This window comes from Massilia phyllosphaerae (assembly GCF_034659755.1).
GTDB classification, from domain to species: domain Bacteria; phylum Pseudomonadota; class Gammaproteobacteria; order Burkholderiales; family Burkholderiaceae_D; genus Telluria; species Telluria phyllosphaerae.
In genome coordinates this window covers 238,386-254,574 of record NZ_JAXSQX010000005.1, presented here as the reverse complement: position 1 = coordinate 254,574, position 16,189 = coordinate 238,386, and the positions used below count along the sequence as shown (strand labels likewise).

Genomic DNA, 16,189 nt, shown 5'->3' with positions numbered 1-16,189 from the left:
TGACCATGTCCATCACTGCACTCCTGTACATCAAGCCGCGCCACTGGGGCGTGCACGCCGCCCGCTGGCTGGCCGGCTGGTGGCACATGCTGCACCTGGGCGCGGTGGCGCTGGTGATGGCGCTGTCGCCCTCGACCTACAACCGCGCCAACCGCCTGGCCACGGCGCGCCACATCTACGCCAGCACCTGGCAGGTGCTGCCCTGGTTCACGATGCTCACCGCACTGGTCAGCCTGGTCGTGATCCGCATCGTGCTGGTCACGGCCCAGAGCTACGGCCTGTCGCGCTATGCGCTGGAGATGGTGGTGCGGGTGCTGGTGCTGGAATTGATTCCGCTGTCGGCCGCGCTGTTCGCCGCGCTGCGCGCCGGCATGGCCTTCGACGCCGCCGCCATGGGCTTGGCCAGGGCGGGTGTACCGGCCCAGGTGGCGACCGAGGAAACCCTGCACCGCGTGCGGCGCGACCTGGTGCCGCAGGTGTTCGCCAATGCCTTTTCAGTGCTCAGCCTGGCCATGGTCAGCAGCGTGATCGTGCTGGTGCTGGCCTACCTGAACGTGTACGGCCTGTCGCCCTGGGGCATCCCCGACTACACGCGTACCGTGGGCAGGGTGTTCGACCCGGTCGTCACCGCCGGCTTCGTGTTCAAGACCGTGCTGTTTGGGCTGGCCGTGGCGGTGATCCCGAGCGCCGCGCTGCTCGAACTGCTGCGCCATGCGCGCCGCCACCGCTCCAGCGTGCAGCCGGGCGCGCTGCGCCTGCTGTTCGTGCTGCTGCTGATCGAGGCCGGTTCGCTGGTCCTCAAATACATCTAACCAGAAAGGACGCCGATGGCCGATCCCGTCACCACGCCCGCCGCCCCTGCCGCCCCCGACGAGCCGAAGCACGTCGAAGCCAAGGCCCTGATCCTGCTGGTCGCCATCGGCGCCCTGATCGCCGCCTTCGTGCTGTACGTGATGTACGCGCGCGGCGTATTCGAGCAAACCCAGACGCTGACCCTGGTGGCCGACAATTCCGAAGGCGTGATCCCCGGCATGGACATGACCTTCGCCGGCTTCCCGATCGGGCGCGTGCGCCAGGTCAGCCTGGGGGCGGACGGCAAGGTCAACATCCGGGTCGACATCTCGCGCGACGACGCCAAGTGGCTGCGCACCACCAGCGTGTTCACGCTCGAGAGCAGCGTGGTCGGCGAGACCCGGCTGCGCGCCTTCAGCGGCATCCTGACCGACCCGCCGCTGCCGGACAATGCCCAGCGCCCGGTGCTGCGCGGCGACGCCAGCGCGGAGATCCCACGCCTGCTGGCCAACGCGCGCACGCTGCTGGAAAACCTGACCACCCTGACCCAATCCGGCTCCTCGATCGACAACACGCTGGCCAACGTCGAGACCCTGAGCGGCCGCCTGACCGGCAAGTACGGCGTGCTCGGCACGGCACTGGGCGGCGACCTTGAGGCGCAGAAGCTGCTGCAGACGCTGCAACGGGTCGACACCCTGCTGGCCAAGACCGACCAGCGCGTCTTCGGCAAGAACGGCGTGATGGACGATACCCAGGCCGCGGTGCGCGAACTGAACGGCATGCTGGCCGACGCCCGCACGACGCTGCAGAAAGTCGACGCCGTGCTGGTCGAAGCCCAGGCGGTCGGCGCCAACGCGCGCGTCGCAACCCAGGACCTGGGCCGGCTGCGCGGCGAAGTCGACGCCAGCTTGCGCAAGGTCAACCGGCTGGTCGACCAGATCAACCGCAAATGGCCATTCAAGAGCGAATCGGAGATCAAGCTGCCATGAAGCCCCTCTATGTGATGTGTGCGCTGGCGCTGGCCCTGGCCGGGTGCGCCAGCAAGCCCCAGCCGCCGAGCTGGCAGCCGAATGCGCGCGATGCGCTGGATGGCTACACCGACGCCTGGCTGAAAGGCGACACCCTCGCCGCCGACGCCGAGTTCGCGCGGGCGCGGCGCGAGACCGCCAGCACCGGCCGCTTCGACCGCGTCGCCCAGGCCGAACTGGTGCGCTGCGCGGTACAGGTGGCGGCGCTGGAGACCGATTGTCCCGGCTTCGGCGCGATCGCCGCAGAAGCGACGCCGGCGCAGCGCGCCTATGCGGCCTACCTCGAGGGCCGCTGGCAGGGGCTGGATGCCGCGTTGCTGCCGGCGCAGCACCGGCCGGTGGTGGCAAGCGGCACGCTGGCCGGCGTGGCCGATCCGCTGGCGCGCCTGGTGGCGGCCGGTGCCCTGCTGCGCGCGGGGCGGATCGCGCCGGGCGATATCGGCGTGCCGGTGGAGACGGCGTCGGAACAGGGCTGGCGGCGGCCGCTGCTGGCCTGGCTCGGCGTGCAGGAGAAGCGGGCGCAGGCGGCGGGGGATGCGGCGGCTGTCGAGCGGGTGCGCAAGCGGATGGCGCTGGTGGCCGAGTACTAAGCAAGCCTTGGGACTTCCTTCTATGCCAAAACTTTCGCAAGGCGATTTCATCAGGCTGATCGACGTCGACTACTCAGCCGCTGTCTATACCGACTGGTTGAATTCTCGAGAAGCCGGTTCTGGAGATATCGCACTGGTCGAAGAGGTTTTCACGGAGGGACCATTGTGCGTGGTGTGCCTCTTGTGCGAACCACGCGAGGGTTTTCTGGAATGGCGCGCCTCATTCCACGAAGCGCAACTGACCTACGAATTGCTTGTCGACCGACCGCCGTATCCCCAGCTGCCGAACAAAGAATCCGGGAAGGGCAGTTCCGAGGAAACCAAGGAAACTCAACATACTTTGCCGGAATCGCCAGGCATCGACCCGTCCTGGCCGACCAGGAAGGCCGTGATACAACGGTTGCGCGATCATTTGCGCGACCATTTGAGTGACCATTTCCCCCGCACGAACCTCGCCATCACCCAGTACAATGCCCGGCTCGATACCGACAATCCCGTAAATGTGGTCGAGAACATAAGCTATGTGCAAGCAGGACATGGCTTCGAGGCCGAAGCGATTGCGCTGGCCATGGAGGGGAAATCCTGGCTGTCTAATCTGGCGCAGGCGGCAGACTATCTGCTGTTCGCCTACAAGCTCGACTTCTTTTGGCACGAAAACTTCAGGAAGCTCTACCCCGACCATCCGCATGGACTGCACCTGTTCAGCGTGAAAGGTGCAACCGAAGCCATGGCTTATGCCATGATGCTTGGGTGGAAGCACGAGGCCGTTTATTGTGGTTATCTGATACACGCTGCGCTCAATCGCCAGCACTACCTGATACTGTCCTACGAAAATGAACACCGGCGCGCGCATGCGTTCATGCTTCGCCTGTTCGCCGATTGGATGGGCGACGTGTCGCATCACTGGCCACCTTACGCCTACGATGACCCTATTTACAACGGCTTGATCGCACACTGGCGCAAGGCCGACGCCGCCGCACTGCTGCCTTGGCTGATCGCTGCCTGTGACCGCCATACCCATCAGGCGAGACGGGAAAAAACCCGCACGTTCTACGATTTCGGAACACCGGTCCTGGCACGCCTGCCCATCGAGATTGTATTTTTGTTGCGATTAAGGAAATTGTTTGGATTGGATATGCCGGTTATCGACCATCCCCTGATGGCGGCGCCATTCGACCAGTTGCCTGAGCCGCAGCCGCAGCCCGAACCGAACGAGCAGATGCAAGGAACACTCGCGCGGGCAAGGGAGGACTGGCCTATGTTCGACCGTATGAACAGTCTTGAGACCATTAAGGCATTGGCCGGCTCCGGGCGCAACGACAAGGTCCCGTGAACAAAGTGTTGCATTCATGGCATCAGCGTTTGTCATTGTGATGCAATATCGATATGATCGACACCCCACTCAACCGAACCCGAAGGAGGCAATCATGCAAAACGTATCCGCCCACAATGCCTCTACTTTCTGGGTCGGTGCCGTCGCATAGGTCAACGCTTAAAAACCTAAGCTCGTCTCGCTCCCGGAATTCTTCACTATGAATACGGGAAAGAAATGGGAAATTTCATCTCATCGGTTGCCGATCGCGCAACCGTCGTCGCCTCGCCACGCCTGTGGCTCGAAGGCGCAGCAATTCAACAACTGATTAAGACATCGCAGCTGCCGGGCATGGTCCGTGCCGTCGGGATGCCGGATCTGCATCCCGGCCGCGGTTATCCGGTCGGCGCCGCCTTCTTCAGCGTCGGGCGCTTTTATCCAGCGCTGGTCGGCAGCGACATCGGTTGCGGCGTGTCCGTGTGGAGCACCGACCTGCCGGTGGCCAAGCACAAACTGGACAAGCTCGACCGCCTGATCGGCAACCTCGACGGGCCGATCGAGGAAGGTGAACGCGAGCGCATCGCGGGGGCCTTCCCGGAAGCGGAACAGCGCCTGCAGAGGCTCGCAGCAACGCTGTCGAGCGCCGGGCTGGATGCGAAGCACCTGCGCGGCGCCGGCACGATCGGCCGCGGCAATCACTTCGCCGAAATCCAGCGTCTCGAGCGCCTGGTCGACGGCGCCGGGTTGCCGGAGGCGCTGGCCGACGCCAAGCGCCTCAAGCTGGTGGTGCACAGCGGCTCGCGCGGCCTGGGCGAAAGCATCCTGCGCGACCATGTTGACGCCTTCGGCCATGAAGGTCTCGATGAAGACAGCGATGCGGCCCGTGCCTACCTGGCGCGCCATGCGGCGGCGGTCGCGTTCGCCGAGACCAACCGCTGGCTCATCGCGGCGCGGATCTGCGTGCGGCTGGGGATGAAGGCGGTGCAGCAGGTCGACATCAACCACAACACCGTCACCTGGGAACGCTTCGACGCACAGGACGGCTGGGTCCACCGCAAGGGTGCCACGCCGATGGCCGGCGACCTGGTGCTGATCCCGGGCTCGCGCGACCACCTGAGCTACCTGGTGGCGCCGCTTGCCGAAGCCGCGTCGTCCAGTCTCGGTTCGCTGGCGCATGGCGCGGGACGCAAATGGGGGCGCGCCGACTGCAAGGGGCGGCTCGAGAAATCCGGCCTGCTCAAGGACCTCGGCAAGGGCGCGCTCGGCAGCCGCATCATCTGCAACGACAAGGACCTGGTGTTCGAGGAAGCGGGGGCGGCCTACAAGCCGATCGACACCGTCATGGCCAGCCTGGCCGGTGCCGGCCTGGTCAAGGTGGTGGCCGAGTTCCGTCCGGTACTGACCTACAAGACCCGCGGGGAGTGCTGCTGATGGCGATCCTGTTGCAGATATCGGCCAACACCGGGCCGGCGGAGTGCTGCCTGGGCGTGGTCAAGATGCTGGCGCACGTCGAGGCGGCAGCCGCCAAGGCGGGCCTGGCGCTGTCTCTCGTCGAGGAGGTGCAGGGCGAGCGCCTCGGGACCTTGCGCTCCGTGCTGGTGGCACTTGAAGGCGAGGAGGGTGCTTGCCGCCGGTTCGCGCAGCGCCACGCCGGCACCGTGCTGTGGACCTGTCCCAGCCCCTACCGTCCCGCTCACGCCAGGAAGAACTGGTACCTCGACGTGGCCATGTTCGAGCCGCCGTGCGAGGCCTTCGGCAACGAGGTCGTGATCGAGACGATGCGCGCGTCCGGACCCGGCGGGCAGCACGTCAACAAGACCGAGACGGCGGTGCGCGCGACGCATGTGGCGACCGGGCTGTCGGTGAAGGTCGGCGGTTCGCGCAGCCAAAGCGCGAACAGGGCGGCGGCACTGGCCCTGTTGAACGCCAGGCTGCAGGCGCAGGCGGATGCCGGACAGGCACGCGGCAAGTCCGAGCGCCGGGCGCGTCATTTGGCGCGCGCGGGCGGCAGCGTGGTCCGGCATTTCACCGGACCGCGGTTCGTGGAGAGCTGAAGTGGCTGCGGCGCGTGTCAGGTATCGCGCTGCTTCGACACGCGCCGCAAAATCGACAGGATGACAAAGGCAAACACCGCGCTGACGATCGCCGACGACTCGCGCCCCATGCCGGCGGCGACGCCGATCGCCGCCGTGGTCCAGACGCTGGCCGCCGTGGTCAGGCCGTGGATGTCCTTGCTGTTATGCTGCTTGAGGATGGCGCCGGCACCGAGGAAGCCGATGCCGGCCGTGACGCCCTGCAGCACGCGCGACAGGTCTTCGATCTCCATGCCGGCCTGGACCGGAATCAGCACGAACAGCGCGCAGCCGAGCGAGACCAGCATGTGGGTGCGCAGGCCGGCCGGGGAGCCGATCGATTCGCGCTCATAGCCGAGCAGGCCGCCCAGCGTCATCGCCACCAGCAGGCGCAGTACGATCCGCGTGATGTCCTCGGCGTTGCCGAGGTCCGAAAATTCTTCTACCGTGGTTGCCCAGATCCGTTCCCACACTCCCTGACTCCTCCCATTGCCAAGGCTCGATGATGCCAGTACGGGGCGCCGGGCGGCGCCCTATAGTCGAGGGCTGGCGGGTTGCGCCGAGGGGGCTAGAACTTCAGCTGGTCCAGCGTCTTGCCGCCTGCCAGCGCATCCGCCACCCATTTCGGCTGGCGCCCGCGGCCGCTCCAGGTCTGGCTGGCGTCGTCGGGGTTGCGGTAGCGCGGCAGGACGGCGGCACCGTCCAGCAGCTTCTCGGTCGGCAGGCCGGCGCCGCGCGCAATCGTCATGATGCGTTCGCGCGCCTCGGCCACGTCGCGCCGCTGGCGCTCCTGGATCGCCTGGCCGACCTCGAACAGCAAACCCTTCAGCTCGCCGAGGTTGTAGTCGGACAAGTCGATGCCCGGTGCCTGCTCGGGATTGGCCGTCTTTGCCATCATGCCGCCCGGTGCAGCGCCAGCGGGCTGGCGGCCATGGCCGCGCGCAGGGCCGGCGGCAGGCGGTTGTGGATGTGGGTGGCGGCGCGTGCGGCCTGGCCGGTCGCCACCGCGATCTGGTTCAGGCCGACCGTCACGTCGCCGATGGCATACAGGCCCGGCACCGCGGTGGCGCCATGGCTGTCGACCACCAGTTCGTCGCAATTAGCGGTTTCGGCGCCCAGCTTGGCGGCGAGGCCGGAGCGCGCGTTTTCGCCCAGCATCGGGTAGAACACGTCGGCCGCATGATCGTTGCCGTCGGCGGTGTGCATCACCGGCTTCATGGCGGCGTCCAGCGTCACGGACAGCAGCGGCGAATCGATGTAGCGCACGCCGGCGGCGTCCAGGCGGCGGCGGTCGTCGTCGGTCAGGATCGACGCAGGTCCGCGCTCGAACAGCGTCACGTCGGCGCTGAAGGTGCGCATGAACAGGGCATGGCCGACCGGATTGACTTCGGCGGTGGCGACGGCGATGCGCTTGTCCATCACGTCGAAACCGTCGCACACCGGACACAGGCGTACCGAGCCGAAGGCGACCGCCTCGCGCCAGTTCTCGACCGGCAGGCCGACGTCGGCCACGCCGGTGGCCAGCAGCACGGTCAGCGAACGGATATGGGTGATCTCGCCGTCGGCTGCGTCTTCCGGCACGTAGTCCGCAACAAAATGGCCGTCCTCGATGCGCAGGTCGAGGATCTCGCCCGGCATCACCGAGCCGCCGTAGCGTTCCAACTGTGCCGTCAGGTTGCCGAGCAGGGCATGGCCGGGCACGCCTTCGGGGAAGCCGGGATAGTTGTGCGAAACAGGGATCAGGCGCAGGCGGCTGTTGCCCTTGTCGACCAGGGCGACGTTGCGCGTGAAGCGGCGCAGGTAGATGGCCGCGGTCAGGCCGCCGGGGCCGCCGCCGATGATCAGGGTGTCGTAGACGTGGGATAAGCTTGGCATGTTTTCATTATCCACAAGCCGCCCCCGCGCGTCCTGTCGGCGTGGCACCCGCTGCCGGGTCGGACCCGGCTTACATATTACTGTCGAGTTATGGGCATGCGACTCAGTGGTTATGCGTCTCGGGCTGCAGCGTGACGTGATCGATGCCGTGCTTGTCGAGCAGCATGGCCCGCACCGCCTGCAGCACGTCCGGCCAGCGTGCCATGTTTTCGATCTGCAGGTGGCCGATCAGGGCCGGCTCGCCGGGCGACATGTCCCACACATGCAGGTCGTGCACCGAGATCACACCCGGCACCTTCCCCAGGTCGGCGCCCACTTGCAGGTAGTCAATCTGGGCCGGCACGCCCTCCATCAGGAAGTGATACGACTCGCGCAAAATGCCGGCGGTCGAGCGCAGGATCAGCAGCGACACGAAGATCGACAGGATCGGGTCGATCCGCACCCAGCCGGTCAGGTGGATGATGGCGCCGGCGGCGATGGCCGCGATCGAGCCGAGCAGGTCGCCCAGTACGTTGACCAGGGCGGCGCGCGTGTTGATGCTCTGCTCGCCGCGCGACAGCACCCAGGCCACCAGGATGTTGATGGCGGCGCCAATCGAGGCGACCACGAACACGATGCCGCCGCCGACGGCTTCCGGATGTACCAGGCGCTTGCCGGCTTCGTACACGATCCAGCACACCAGCAGCAGCATGGCCAGGCTGTTGACGAAGGCGGCCAGCGCCTCGGCGCGCACGAAGCCGAACGAGTGGCGCGCCGATGGCGGGCGCTTGGCGATGAACTGGGCCATCAGGGCCAGGCCGAGGGCGGCGGCGTCGGTCGTCATGTGGCCGGCGTCGGAGATCAGCGCCAGCGAATTCGACATGAAGCCGGTGACCGCTTCGATCACGGCGAACAGCAGGGTCAGCCCGAGCGCAATCGCCAGCGCCCCCTGGCTGCGGCCCTCGATGGTATGGGCGTGCCGGGCGTCGCCGTCGAGGTGGGCGTGCAGGTGGGCGGAGGAGGCGGGTTGCTGGGACATGGGGAGGCAGGTCATCAAAATAAACAGCAGGAAGTATACCTGCAGGGTGGGGCGCCAAGTCCGCGCCGATGCCGGTTTGCTCATCAATTCGTGCGTGCCTTGCATAACCGGCGCCGACTCCCTATAATAGCGGCACACGGGCGGTTAGTTCAGCTGGTTAGAATACTTGGTCGACATCCAAGGGGTCGCAGATTCGAATTCTGCACCGCCCACCAGAACATCTCGGGAGCTTCACAATTCCCATATGTAAGAGCGAGAAAGGCATCCACGGTTATGACACCGCGAACTACAACTTGGTTGTGGGGGAATCGCTAGACGCGGTTTGGTGTGCTTTTGTCTCAAAAAAGCTCTACAACACTGAAATAAACGCGCCTGGTGCGCGTTTTTTTTCGTCCCGACATTTTTAGTTTCAATTCTTTTAATCATTTCATTTACTTAGCGGGCGCGACAGGGCGCCGACAAGGAGATCAAGATGCTGAACGTGCGACTCCCCGACGGCTCCAGCCGTCAATTCGAAGGACCGGTCACGGTTGCCCAGGTGGCACAGAATATTGCCCCGAGCCTGGGCAAGGCCGCGCTGGCCGGCAAGGTCAACGGTAAAGTGGTCGATACCTCGTTCCTGATCGAGTCCGACGCCGACCTGGCGATCGTCACCGACCGCGATCCGGAAGGCCTGGACGTGATCCGTCACTCGACCGCCCACTTGCTGGCGTATGCCGTCAAGGAACTGTTCCCGGAAGCCCAGGTCACGATCGGCCCGACCATCGAGAACGGCTTCTACTATGACTTCTCGTACAAGCGTCCGTTCACCCCGGAAGACTTGACCGCGATCGAAAAGAAGATGGCCGAGCTGGCCAAGAAGGACGAGCAGGTTACCCGCAGGGTGCTGCCGCGCGACGAAGCCGTTGCCTATTTCAAATCGATCGGCGAAGACTACAAGGCCGAGATCATCGCCTCGATTCCGGCGAATGAGGACGTGTCGCTGTATTCGGAAGGCGGTTTCACCGACCTGTGCCGCGGCCCGCACGTGCCGTCGACCGGCAAGCTGAAAGTGTTCAAGCTGATGAAGCTGGCCGGCGCCTACTGGCGCGGCGACGCCAAGAACGAAATGCTGCAGCGTATCTACGGCACCGCCTGGGCCAAGAAGGAAGACCAGGAGCAATACCTGCACATGCTGGAAGAAGCCGAAAAGCGCGACCACCGCAAGCTCGGCAAGCAGCTCGACTTCTTCCACTTCCAGGACGAAGCGCCGGGCCTGATTTTCTGGCACCCGAAAGGCTGGACCATCTGGCAGCAGATCGAGCAGTACATGCGCAAGACCTACCAGATCACCGGCTACAACGAAGTCAAGGCGCCGCAGATCATCGACGTCAGCCTGTGGCAAAAGACCGGTCACTGGGACAACTACCGTGAAAACATGTTCACGACCGAGTCCGAGAACCGTACCTACGCGCTCAAGCCGATGAATTGCCCGGGCCACGTGCAGATCTATAACGCCGGCCTGCGTTCATACCGCGACCTGCCGCTGCGCTACGGCGAGTTCGGCCAGTGCCACCGCAACGAATCGTCGGGCGCGCTGCACGGCCTGATGCGCGTGCGCGGCTTTACCCAGGACGACGGTCACGTGTTCTGTACCGAAGAGCAGATCGCGCCGGAAGTGGTGGCTTTCCACGCTCAGGCGATGCAGGTGTACGAGGACTTCGGTTTCGACAACATCGACGTCAAGATCGCGCTGCGTCCGGAAAACCGCATCGGTTCCGACGAAGTCTGGGACCAGGCCGAGGAAGCGCTGCGTTCTGCGCTGCGCGGCTGTGGCGTGGAATGGACCGAACTGCCGGGCGAGGGTGCCTTCTACGGTCCGAAGATCGAGTACCACCTGAAGGACAGCCTCGGCCGTCCGTGGCAGGTCGGCACCATGCAGGTCGACTTCTCGATGCCGGGTCGCCTCGGTGCCGAATATGTATCGGAAGACAATACCCGCAAGGTGCCGGTGATGCTGCACCGCGCGATCGTCGGTTCGATGGAACGCTTCATCGGTATCCTGATCGAGAACTATGCCGGCGCGCTGCCGCTGTGGCTGGCGCCGGTGCAGGTCGCCCTCTTGAATATTTCGGATGCGCAAGCATCTTATGTGAAAGAGGTGGAATCCCGTCTGAAAGCCGCCGGTTTGCGTGTTCACGCTGATTTGCGGAACGAGAAGATTACCTATAAAATTCGCGAGCATTCCGTCCAAAAACTGCCGTACATCCTCGTTGTCGGTGATAAAGAGCGGGATGCCAACACTGTGGCCGTTCGCGCGCGCGGCAATGTCGACCTGGGCGTGATGTCCGTCGATGCGCTGCTGGAACGCCTCCTGGGCGAGGTGGCATCCAAGGCGAAGTGATCTTTCCCGCCTTGAGGAACGGCCGAACATAATCAACTACCAAAGGAAACAAAATAGCTACTGACAAGTCTTCAAATCGCATCAATGGCGAAATCACCTATCCGGAAATGCGTCTGAACGGTGTGGACAACGAGCCGCTGGGCATTGTGAGCCTGGCCGAAGCGTTCCGTCTGGCTGAAGAAGCGAACGTCGACCTCGTGGAAATCGCGCCGAACGCGACTCCGCCGGTCTGCCGTCTCATGGACTACGGCAAGTTCAAGTATTCGGAGCAGAAGAAACAGCACGAAGCGAAGCTGAAGCAGAAGATCATCCAGGTCAAGGAAATCAAGTTCCGTCCGGGTACGGACGAGGGTGATTACAGCATCAAGCTGCGCAACCTGATCAAGTTCCTGGAAGAGGGTGACAAGACCAAGATCACCCTGCGTTTTCGCGGCCGTGAAATGGCCCACCAGGATATCGGCCAGCGCATGCTGGAGCGTCTGCGCGGCGACCTCGAGCCGTATGGCGTGGTCGAGCAGTTTCCGAAGCTGGAAGGCCGCCAGATGATCATGGTCGTCGGTCCGAAGAAGAAAAAGTAAGCTTCTGCGCGGCACGGCGTTCGCCGTGACGCCTGGATAGAGTGGGGCCGGTGACAGGCCGCGGGGTGATCCTGCGGCCTGTCACCGGCCTATTCTCATTTCCTCCGCCGTTGCGCGGCGCAGTCAAGCGCAGGTCGAACCATTCCTCCGGAATCAAACCTGTGGTAGAATCTGCGGTTCCCGTTTCGAGAGATGCGGGAATGCAAGACTGTAGTGGACTCGCTTCCGCTGCAGAAACAAGTGAAAGCAGGCATCCAAGAGCAGCGTTGCTGCCACCTGCAATCCTGTTACATATGAGGCTGCCTATAAAAGGGCAGATGACTATGCCGAAAATGAAAACCAAAAGCTCCGCGAAAAAGCGTTTTCGCGTGCGTCCGGGTGGTACCGTCAAATCGGGTATGGCGTTCAAGCGTCACATCCTGACCAAGAAGACCACCAAGAACAAGCGTCAGCTGCGTGGCACCCGTAACATCAATGCATCGGACGTCACGAGCGTCTACCGCATGATGCCGTCGGCCGTCTAATCTCACACTAAGGAGCGAATATGCCTCGAGTAAAACGTGGGGTTACTGCACGTGCCCGTCACAAGAAGGTTCTTGAACTTGCCAAAGGCTACCGTGGCCGTCGCAGCAAGGTATTCCGTATTGCCAAGCAAGCAGTCATGCGCGCTGGCCAGTACGCTTACCGCGACCGCCGCAACAAGAAGCGCGTTTTCCGCGCACTGTGGATCACCCGTATCAACGCCGCTGCGCGTTCGCATGGCGTGACCTACAGCGCATTCATGAACGGCCTGAAGAAAGCCGCGATTGAACTGGACCGTAAAGTCCTGGCCGACATGGCTGTCAACGACAAGCCGGCATTTGCCGCTATCGTGAACACCGTCAAGGCACAAGTCGCTGCTGCTTAATCGCTGAGCGAACCATAGCGCCGCAGCGATGCGGCGCAAAAAGGACGGGGCAAAGGTTTCACGACCGATGCCCTGTTTTTGTTTCTGGCGCCTCCCGCCCTTCAATAGGAAAAGAACACGCAATGAACTCGCTGGAAGAACTCGTCGTCTCCGCCCAGTCCGACTTTGGCGCCGCCCAGGACGCTGCCGCGCTGGAAAACGCTAAAGCGAAATACCTGGGCAAGACCGGCCAGGTGACCGAACTGATGAAGGGCCTGGGCAAGCTCGACCCGGACCAGCGCAAGGCGCAGGGCGCCATGATCAATGCCGCCAAAGAAAAAATCGAACAGGCATTGACCGCCCGCCGCGAGGATCTCGCGAACGCCCAGCTGATGGCGCGCCTGAATGCCGAAGCGATCGACGTTACGCTGCCGGGCCGCGGCCGCGGCATCGGCGGCATCCATCCGGTCATGCGCACCTGGGAACGGGTCGAACAGATCTTCCGCTCGATCGGTTTCGATGTGGCCGACGGTCCGGAAATCGAGACCGACTGGACCAACTTCACGGCACTCAACAGCCCGGAAAACCACCCGGCGCGTTCGATGCAGGACACCTTCTATATCGAAGGCAATGACAGCACCGGCAAGCCGCTGCTGCTGCGTACGCATACCAGCCCGATGCAGGTGCGTTATGCGCGCACGCATACGCCGCCCATCAAGGTGATCGCACCGGGCCGCACCTACCGCGTCGACAGCGACGCCACCCACTCGCCGATGTTCCACCAGGTCGAAGGCCTGTGGATCGGCGAAGACATCAGCTTTGCCGACCTCAAGGGCGTGTACCTGAATTTCGTGAAGGCCTTCTTCGAGACCGACGACCTGCAGGTGCGCTTCCGCCCGTCCTACTTCCCGTTCACCGAACCGTCGGCCGAGATCGACATCGCCTTCGGTTCTGGTCCACTGAAGGGCCGCTGGCTGGAAGTGTCGGGCGCCGGCCAGGTGCACCCGACCGTGGTGCGCAATTTCGGCCTGGATCCGGAAAAGTTCATCGGTTTCGCGTTCGGCTCCGGCCTCGAGCGCCTGACCATGCTGCGCTACGGTATCAACGATTTGCGTCTGTTTTATGAAGGCGATCTTCGCTTCCTCAAACAGTTCAATTAAGAAGAACAACGCAAACCATCAAGGCTAAAAGATTATGCAATTCTCCGAAAACTGGCTCCGTTCCATGGTCGACCCGAAGATGAATTCGGACGAACTCTCCCACCTGCTCACCATGTCCGGCCTCGAGGTCGAGGAAGTCGAAGCGGTCGCGCCGCCGTTTTCCAACGTGGTCGTGGCCGAAGTCAAGGAAGTGGCCAAGCACCCGAATGCCGACCGCCTGAACGTGTGCCAGGTCGACGTCGGCAGCGGCACCTTGTTGAACATCGTATGCGGCGCGCCGAACGTGCGCGCCGGCATGAAGGCGATCTGCGCCAAGGCCGGCGCCGTGCTGCCGCCGGGCGCGGACGGCAAGCCCTTCGAGATCAAGGTCGGCAAGCTGCGCGGCGTCGAATCCCAGGGCATGCTGTGCTCGGCCAAGGAACTCAAGATTTCGGAAGAGGGCAGCGGCCTCATGGAGCTGCCGGAAGATGCGCCGGTCGGCCAGAACATCCGCGATTATCTCGGCCTGAACGACCTGAAATTCACGATCAAGCTGACCCCGAACAAGGCCGACTGCCTGTCGGTGCTCGGCGTGGCACGCGAAGTGTCGGCGCTGACCGGATCGCCGCTGAGCCTGCCGGCGCTGCGCAGCGTCCCCGTGACGATCGACGAAGTGCTGCCGGCCAAGATCTCGGCACCGGACCTGTGCGGTCGCTTTACCGGCCGCGTGATCCGCGGCCTGAACGCCAAGGCGCCGACCCCCGAGTGGATGAAGCGCCGCCTGGAACGCTCGGGCCAGCGCTCGGTGTCGGCCCTGGTCGACATCTCGAACTACGTGATGCTCGAAGTCGGCCGTCCGTCGCACGTGTTTGACCTGGACAAGATCCATGGCAGCATCGACGTGCGCTGGGGCAGGAAAGGCGAGTCGCTGAAGCTCCTGAACGGCAACACCGTCGAGGTCGACGAGTGGGTCGGCGTGATCGCCGACGACAAGGAAATCGAATCGCTGGCCGGCATCATGGGCGGCGACTCGACCGCCGTCACGCTCGACACCACGGACATCTACCTGGAAGCCGCCTTCTGGTGGCCGAATGCGATCCAGGGCCGTGCGCGCCGCTACAACTTCTCGACCGATGCCGCGCATCGCTTCGAGCGCGGCGTCGATTACGCGACCACGGTCGAGCACATCGAGCGCATCACCGCCCTGATCGTCGAGATCTGCGGTACGCCGGAAACCAAAGTCGGCCCGGTCGACGACCAGATCGCCAATCTGCCGGAACGCAAGCCGGTGCTGCTGCGGACCGCGCGCGCCGCCAAGGTCATCGGCGTCGAGATCACCGACGAGATGGTGGCCGACATCTTCACCCGCCTGGGCCTGCCGTTCACGCAAGAGCCGGGGCAGTTTTACGTGACCTCGCCGTCCTACCGCTTCGACATCGAGATCGAGGAAGACCTGATCGAGGAAGTCGCGCGCGTGTACGGCTTCGAGAACATCCCGACGCTGCCGCCGGTTGCCCCGAGCGCGATGCTGATCGAACCGGAAAATACCCGCTCGCTGTTCGCGATCCGCCATCAGCTAGCCGACCTTGGCTACCAGGAAGTGGTCAACATGAGCTTCGTGGAGCAGCAGTGGGAAGCGGATTTCGCCGCGAATACCGATCCGATCCGCCTGCAGAACCCGATCGCCAGCCAGATGAGCGTGATGCGTTCGACGCTGATCGGCAGCCTGGTCGCCAACGTGCGCTACAACCTGAACCGCAAGGCGGGCCGTGTGCGCGTGTTCGAGATCGGCGCCGTGTTCAAGCGCAACCCGGCAGTAGCCGACGGGCCGCTGGCCGTGGCCGGCTTCGAGCAGCCCAAGCGCGTGGCCGCAATCGCCTACGGTCCTGCGGCCGAGGAGCAGTGGGGCCAGCCGACCCGCGCCGTCGACTTCTTCGACGTCAAGGCCGACCTGGAAGCGCTGTTCGCGCCGCGCCAGGTCCGCTTTGCCAAGATGGAACACCCGGCGCTGCACCCAGGCCGCTGCGCGGCGGTCGAGATCGACGGCAAGCAGGTCGGCTTCATCGGCGAACTGCATCCGCGCTGGCAGCAGAAATACGACCTGCCGCAGGCACCGGTACTGTTCGAAGTCGACGCCGAAGCGCTGCGCCAGCGCGACCTGCCGCGCTACACCGAGATTTCGAAATTCCCGGGCGCCACGCGCGACCTGGCCCTGGTGGTCAAGCAGGACGTCCCGGCCCAGGCTTTGCTGGATGCTTTCACCGCTGAACTATCGTCGAATCCGGTTGGGAAACTCGTGCAAGCCGTTGTTTTGTTTGATGAATATCGCGGCAAAGGTTTGGAACAAGACGAAAAAAGTCTTGCGTTCCGCTTTGGCTTGCAAGATACTCAATCGACGTTGCAGGACGATGCGGTCGATGCCATCATGGCTGCGCTGGCTGCTGCGGCACAACAAAAACATGGCGCCAAATTGCGCGCCTGAGGGGATCTGGAAGGGGTTCCCTTATTCCAAAATG

The 16,189-nt window shown here is 63.8% G+C and carries 16 protein-coding genes and 1 tRNA gene; 13 read left to right on the top strand and 4 right to left on the bottom strand.

Annotated elements, in window-relative coordinates:
- Window positions 1–5: 5 nt before the first annotated feature.
- The 6 genes from U1H99_RS19995 to prfH all read left to right on the top strand — a co-directional run bounded on the left by U1H99_RS19995 (window position 6) and on the right by prfH (window position 5,776).
- Window positions 6–812: an MlaE family ABC transporter permease gene (locus U1H99_RS19995; protein WP_323143465.1), complete on the top strand. Its 807-nt coding sequence runs from the start codon at window positions 6–8 to the stop codon at window positions 810–812.
- Window positions 813–827: 15 nt separating this feature from the next.
- Complete coding sequence (locus tag U1H99_RS19990; protein WP_323143464.1) at window positions 828–1,781, top strand: MlaD family protein; 954 nt, start codon at window positions 828–830, stop codon at window positions 1,779–1,781.
- Window positions 1,778–2,410 (top strand): hypothetical protein, encoded by a 633-nt coding sequence (locus tag U1H99_RS19985; protein WP_323143463.1) that lies wholly within the window; start codon window positions 1,778–1,780, stop codon window positions 2,408–2,410. The genes U1H99_RS19990 and U1H99_RS19985 overlap by 4 nt, the downstream gene beginning before the upstream one ends.
- 22 nt (window positions 2,411–2,432) lie before the next feature.
- Window positions 2,433–3,743 carry a hypothetical protein gene (locus tag U1H99_RS19980; protein WP_323143462.1) on the top strand — a complete coding sequence of 437 codons (1,311 nt, stop codon included), beginning with the start codon at window positions 2,433–2,435 and terminating at the stop codon, window positions 3,741–3,743.
- Window positions 3,744–3,959: 216 nt separating this feature from the next.
- Complete coding sequence (locus U1H99_RS19975) at window positions 3,960–5,153, top strand: RNA ligase RtcB family protein (RefSeq protein ID WP_323143461.1); 1,194 nt, start codon at window positions 3,960–3,962, stop codon at window positions 5,151–5,153.
- A complete protein-coding gene (gene prfH, locus U1H99_RS19970) occupies window positions 5,153–5,776 on the top strand; it encodes a peptide chain release factor H (RefSeq protein WP_323143460.1) in 624 nt (207 codons plus the stop codon). Before U1H99_RS19975 ends, prfH begins: the two co-directional genes overlap by 1 nt.
- A gap of 17 nt (window positions 5,777–5,793) precedes the next feature.
- Here prfH and U1H99_RS19965 read toward each other — a convergent pair whose 3' ends face one another.
- The 4 genes from U1H99_RS19965 to U1H99_RS19950 form a co-directional block, all read right to left on the bottom strand.
- Window positions 5,794–6,267 carry an MgtC/SapB family protein gene (locus U1H99_RS19965; protein ID WP_323143459.1) on the bottom strand — a complete coding sequence of 158 codons (474 nt, stop codon included), beginning with the start codon at window positions 6,265–6,267 and terminating at the stop codon, window positions 5,794–5,796.
- Between the two features lie 95 nt (window positions 6,268–6,362).
- Entirely contained in the window at window positions 6,363–6,692 is a 330-nt protein-coding gene (locus U1H99_RS19960; protein ID WP_323143458.1) for an H-NS histone family protein, read from the bottom strand.
- The gene (locus U1H99_RS19955; protein WP_323143457.1) at window positions 6,689–7,669 is read right to left on the bottom strand and encodes an NAD(P)/FAD-dependent oxidoreductase; all 981 of its coding nucleotides are present in this window, start codon (window positions 7,667–7,669) and stop codon (window positions 6,689–6,691) included. The genes U1H99_RS19960 and U1H99_RS19955 overlap by 4 nt, the downstream gene beginning before the upstream one ends.
- 103 nt (window positions 7,670–7,772) lie before the next feature.
- Window positions 7,773–8,687 (bottom strand): cation diffusion facilitator family transporter, encoded by a 915-nt coding sequence (locus U1H99_RS19950; RefSeq protein ID WP_323143456.1) that lies wholly within the window; start codon window positions 8,685–8,687, stop codon window positions 7,773–7,775.
- A gap of 138 nt (window positions 8,688–8,825) precedes the next feature.
- Here U1H99_RS19950 and U1H99_RS19945 point away from each other — a divergent pair.
- The 7 genes from U1H99_RS19945 to pheT all read left to right on the top strand — a co-directional run bounded on the left by U1H99_RS19945 (window position 8,826) and on the right by pheT (window position 16,155).
- Window positions 8,826–8,902: transfer RNA gene (locus U1H99_RS19945), tRNA-Val, on the top strand.
- Window positions 8,903–9,159: 257 nt separating this feature from the next.
- Window positions 9,160–11,070, top strand: coding sequence for a threonine--tRNA ligase (thrS, locus tag U1H99_RS19940; protein WP_323143455.1), 1,911 nt, complete (start codon window positions 9,160–9,162; stop codon window positions 11,068–11,070).
- Between the two features lie 53 nt (window positions 11,071–11,123).
- Entirely contained in the window at window positions 11,124–11,648 is a 525-nt protein-coding gene (gene infC / locus U1H99_RS19935) for a translation initiation factor IF-3 (RefSeq protein WP_323143720.1), read from the top strand.
- A 323-nt stretch (window positions 11,649–11,971) separates the two neighbouring features.
- Window positions 11,972–12,172: a 50S ribosomal protein L35 gene (rpmI, locus tag U1H99_RS19930; RefSeq protein WP_005667419.1), complete on the top strand. Its 201-nt coding sequence runs from the start codon at window positions 11,972–11,974 to the stop codon at window positions 12,170–12,172.
- A 20-nt stretch (window positions 12,173–12,192) separates the two neighbouring features.
- A complete protein-coding gene (gene rplT / locus U1H99_RS19925; RefSeq protein WP_323143454.1) occupies window positions 12,193–12,555 on the top strand; it encodes a 50S ribosomal protein L20 in 363 nt (120 codons plus the stop codon).
- Between the two features lie 122 nt (window positions 12,556–12,677).
- Window positions 12,678–13,694: a phenylalanine--tRNA ligase subunit alpha gene (pheS, locus tag U1H99_RS19920; RefSeq protein ID WP_323143453.1), complete on the top strand. Its 1,017-nt coding sequence runs from the start codon at window positions 12,678–12,680 to the stop codon at window positions 13,692–13,694.
- Window positions 13,695–13,728: 34 nt separating this feature from the next.
- Entirely contained in the window at window positions 13,729–16,155 is a 2,427-nt protein-coding gene (pheT, locus tag U1H99_RS19915; RefSeq protein ID WP_323143452.1) for a phenylalanine--tRNA ligase subunit beta, read from the top strand.
- The last annotated feature ends 34 nt before the right edge of the window (window positions 16,156–16,189 follow it).

What these genes read in the sequence shown, in the direction of transcription:
- U1H99_RS19950 (WP_323143456.1), bottom strand. Translation starts at nt 8,687, where the DNA reads ATGTCCCAGCAACCCGCCTCCTCCGCCCACCTGCACGCCCACCTCGAC.
- U1H99_RS19980 (WP_323143462.1), top strand. Translation starts at nt 2,433, where the DNA reads ATGCCAAAACTTTCGCAAGGCGATTTCATCAGGCTGATCGACGTCGAC.
- U1H99_RS19985 (WP_323143463.1), top strand. Translation starts at nt 1,778, where the DNA reads ATGAAGCCCCTCTATGTGATGTGTGCGCTGGCGCTGGCCCTGGCCGGG.
- U1H99_RS19960 (WP_323143458.1), bottom strand. Translation starts at nt 6,692, where the DNA reads ATGATGGCAAAGACGGCCAATCCCGAGCAGGCACCGGGCATCGACTTG.
- U1H99_RS19990 (WP_323143464.1), top strand. Translation starts at nt 828, where the DNA reads ATGGCCGATCCCGTCACCACGCCCGCCGCCCCTGCCGCCCCCGACGAG.
- pheT (WP_323143452.1), top strand. Translation starts at nt 13,729, where the DNA reads ATGCAATTCTCCGAAAACTGGCTCCGTTCCATGGTCGACCCGAAGATG.
- thrS (WP_323143455.1), top strand. Translation starts at nt 9,160, where the DNA reads ATGCTGAACGTGCGACTCCCCGACGGCTCCAGCCGTCAATTCGAAGGA.
- U1H99_RS19995 (WP_323143465.1), top strand. Translation starts at nt 6, where the DNA reads ATGTCCATCACTGCACTCCTGTACATCAAGCCGCGCCACTGGGGCGTG.
- U1H99_RS19955 (WP_323143457.1), bottom strand. Translation starts at nt 7,669, where the DNA reads ATGCCAAGCTTATCCCACGTCTACGACACCCTGATCATCGGCGGCGGC.
- rpmI (WP_005667419.1), top strand. Translation starts at nt 11,972, where the DNA reads ATGCCGAAAATGAAAACCAAAAGCTCCGCGAAAAAGCGTTTTCGCGTG.
- pheS (WP_323143453.1), top strand. Translation starts at nt 12,678, where the DNA reads ATGAACTCGCTGGAAGAACTCGTCGTCTCCGCCCAGTCCGACTTTGGC.
- rplT (WP_323143454.1), top strand. Translation starts at nt 12,193, where the DNA reads ATGCCTCGAGTAAAACGTGGGGTTACTGCACGTGCCCGTCACAAGAAG.
- prfH (WP_323143460.1), top strand. Translation starts at nt 5,153, where the DNA reads ATGGCGATCCTGTTGCAGATATCGGCCAACACCGGGCCGGCGGAGTGC.
- U1H99_RS19975 (WP_323143461.1), top strand. Translation starts at nt 3,960, where the DNA reads ATGGGAAATTTCATCTCATCGGTTGCCGATCGCGCAACCGTCGTCGCC.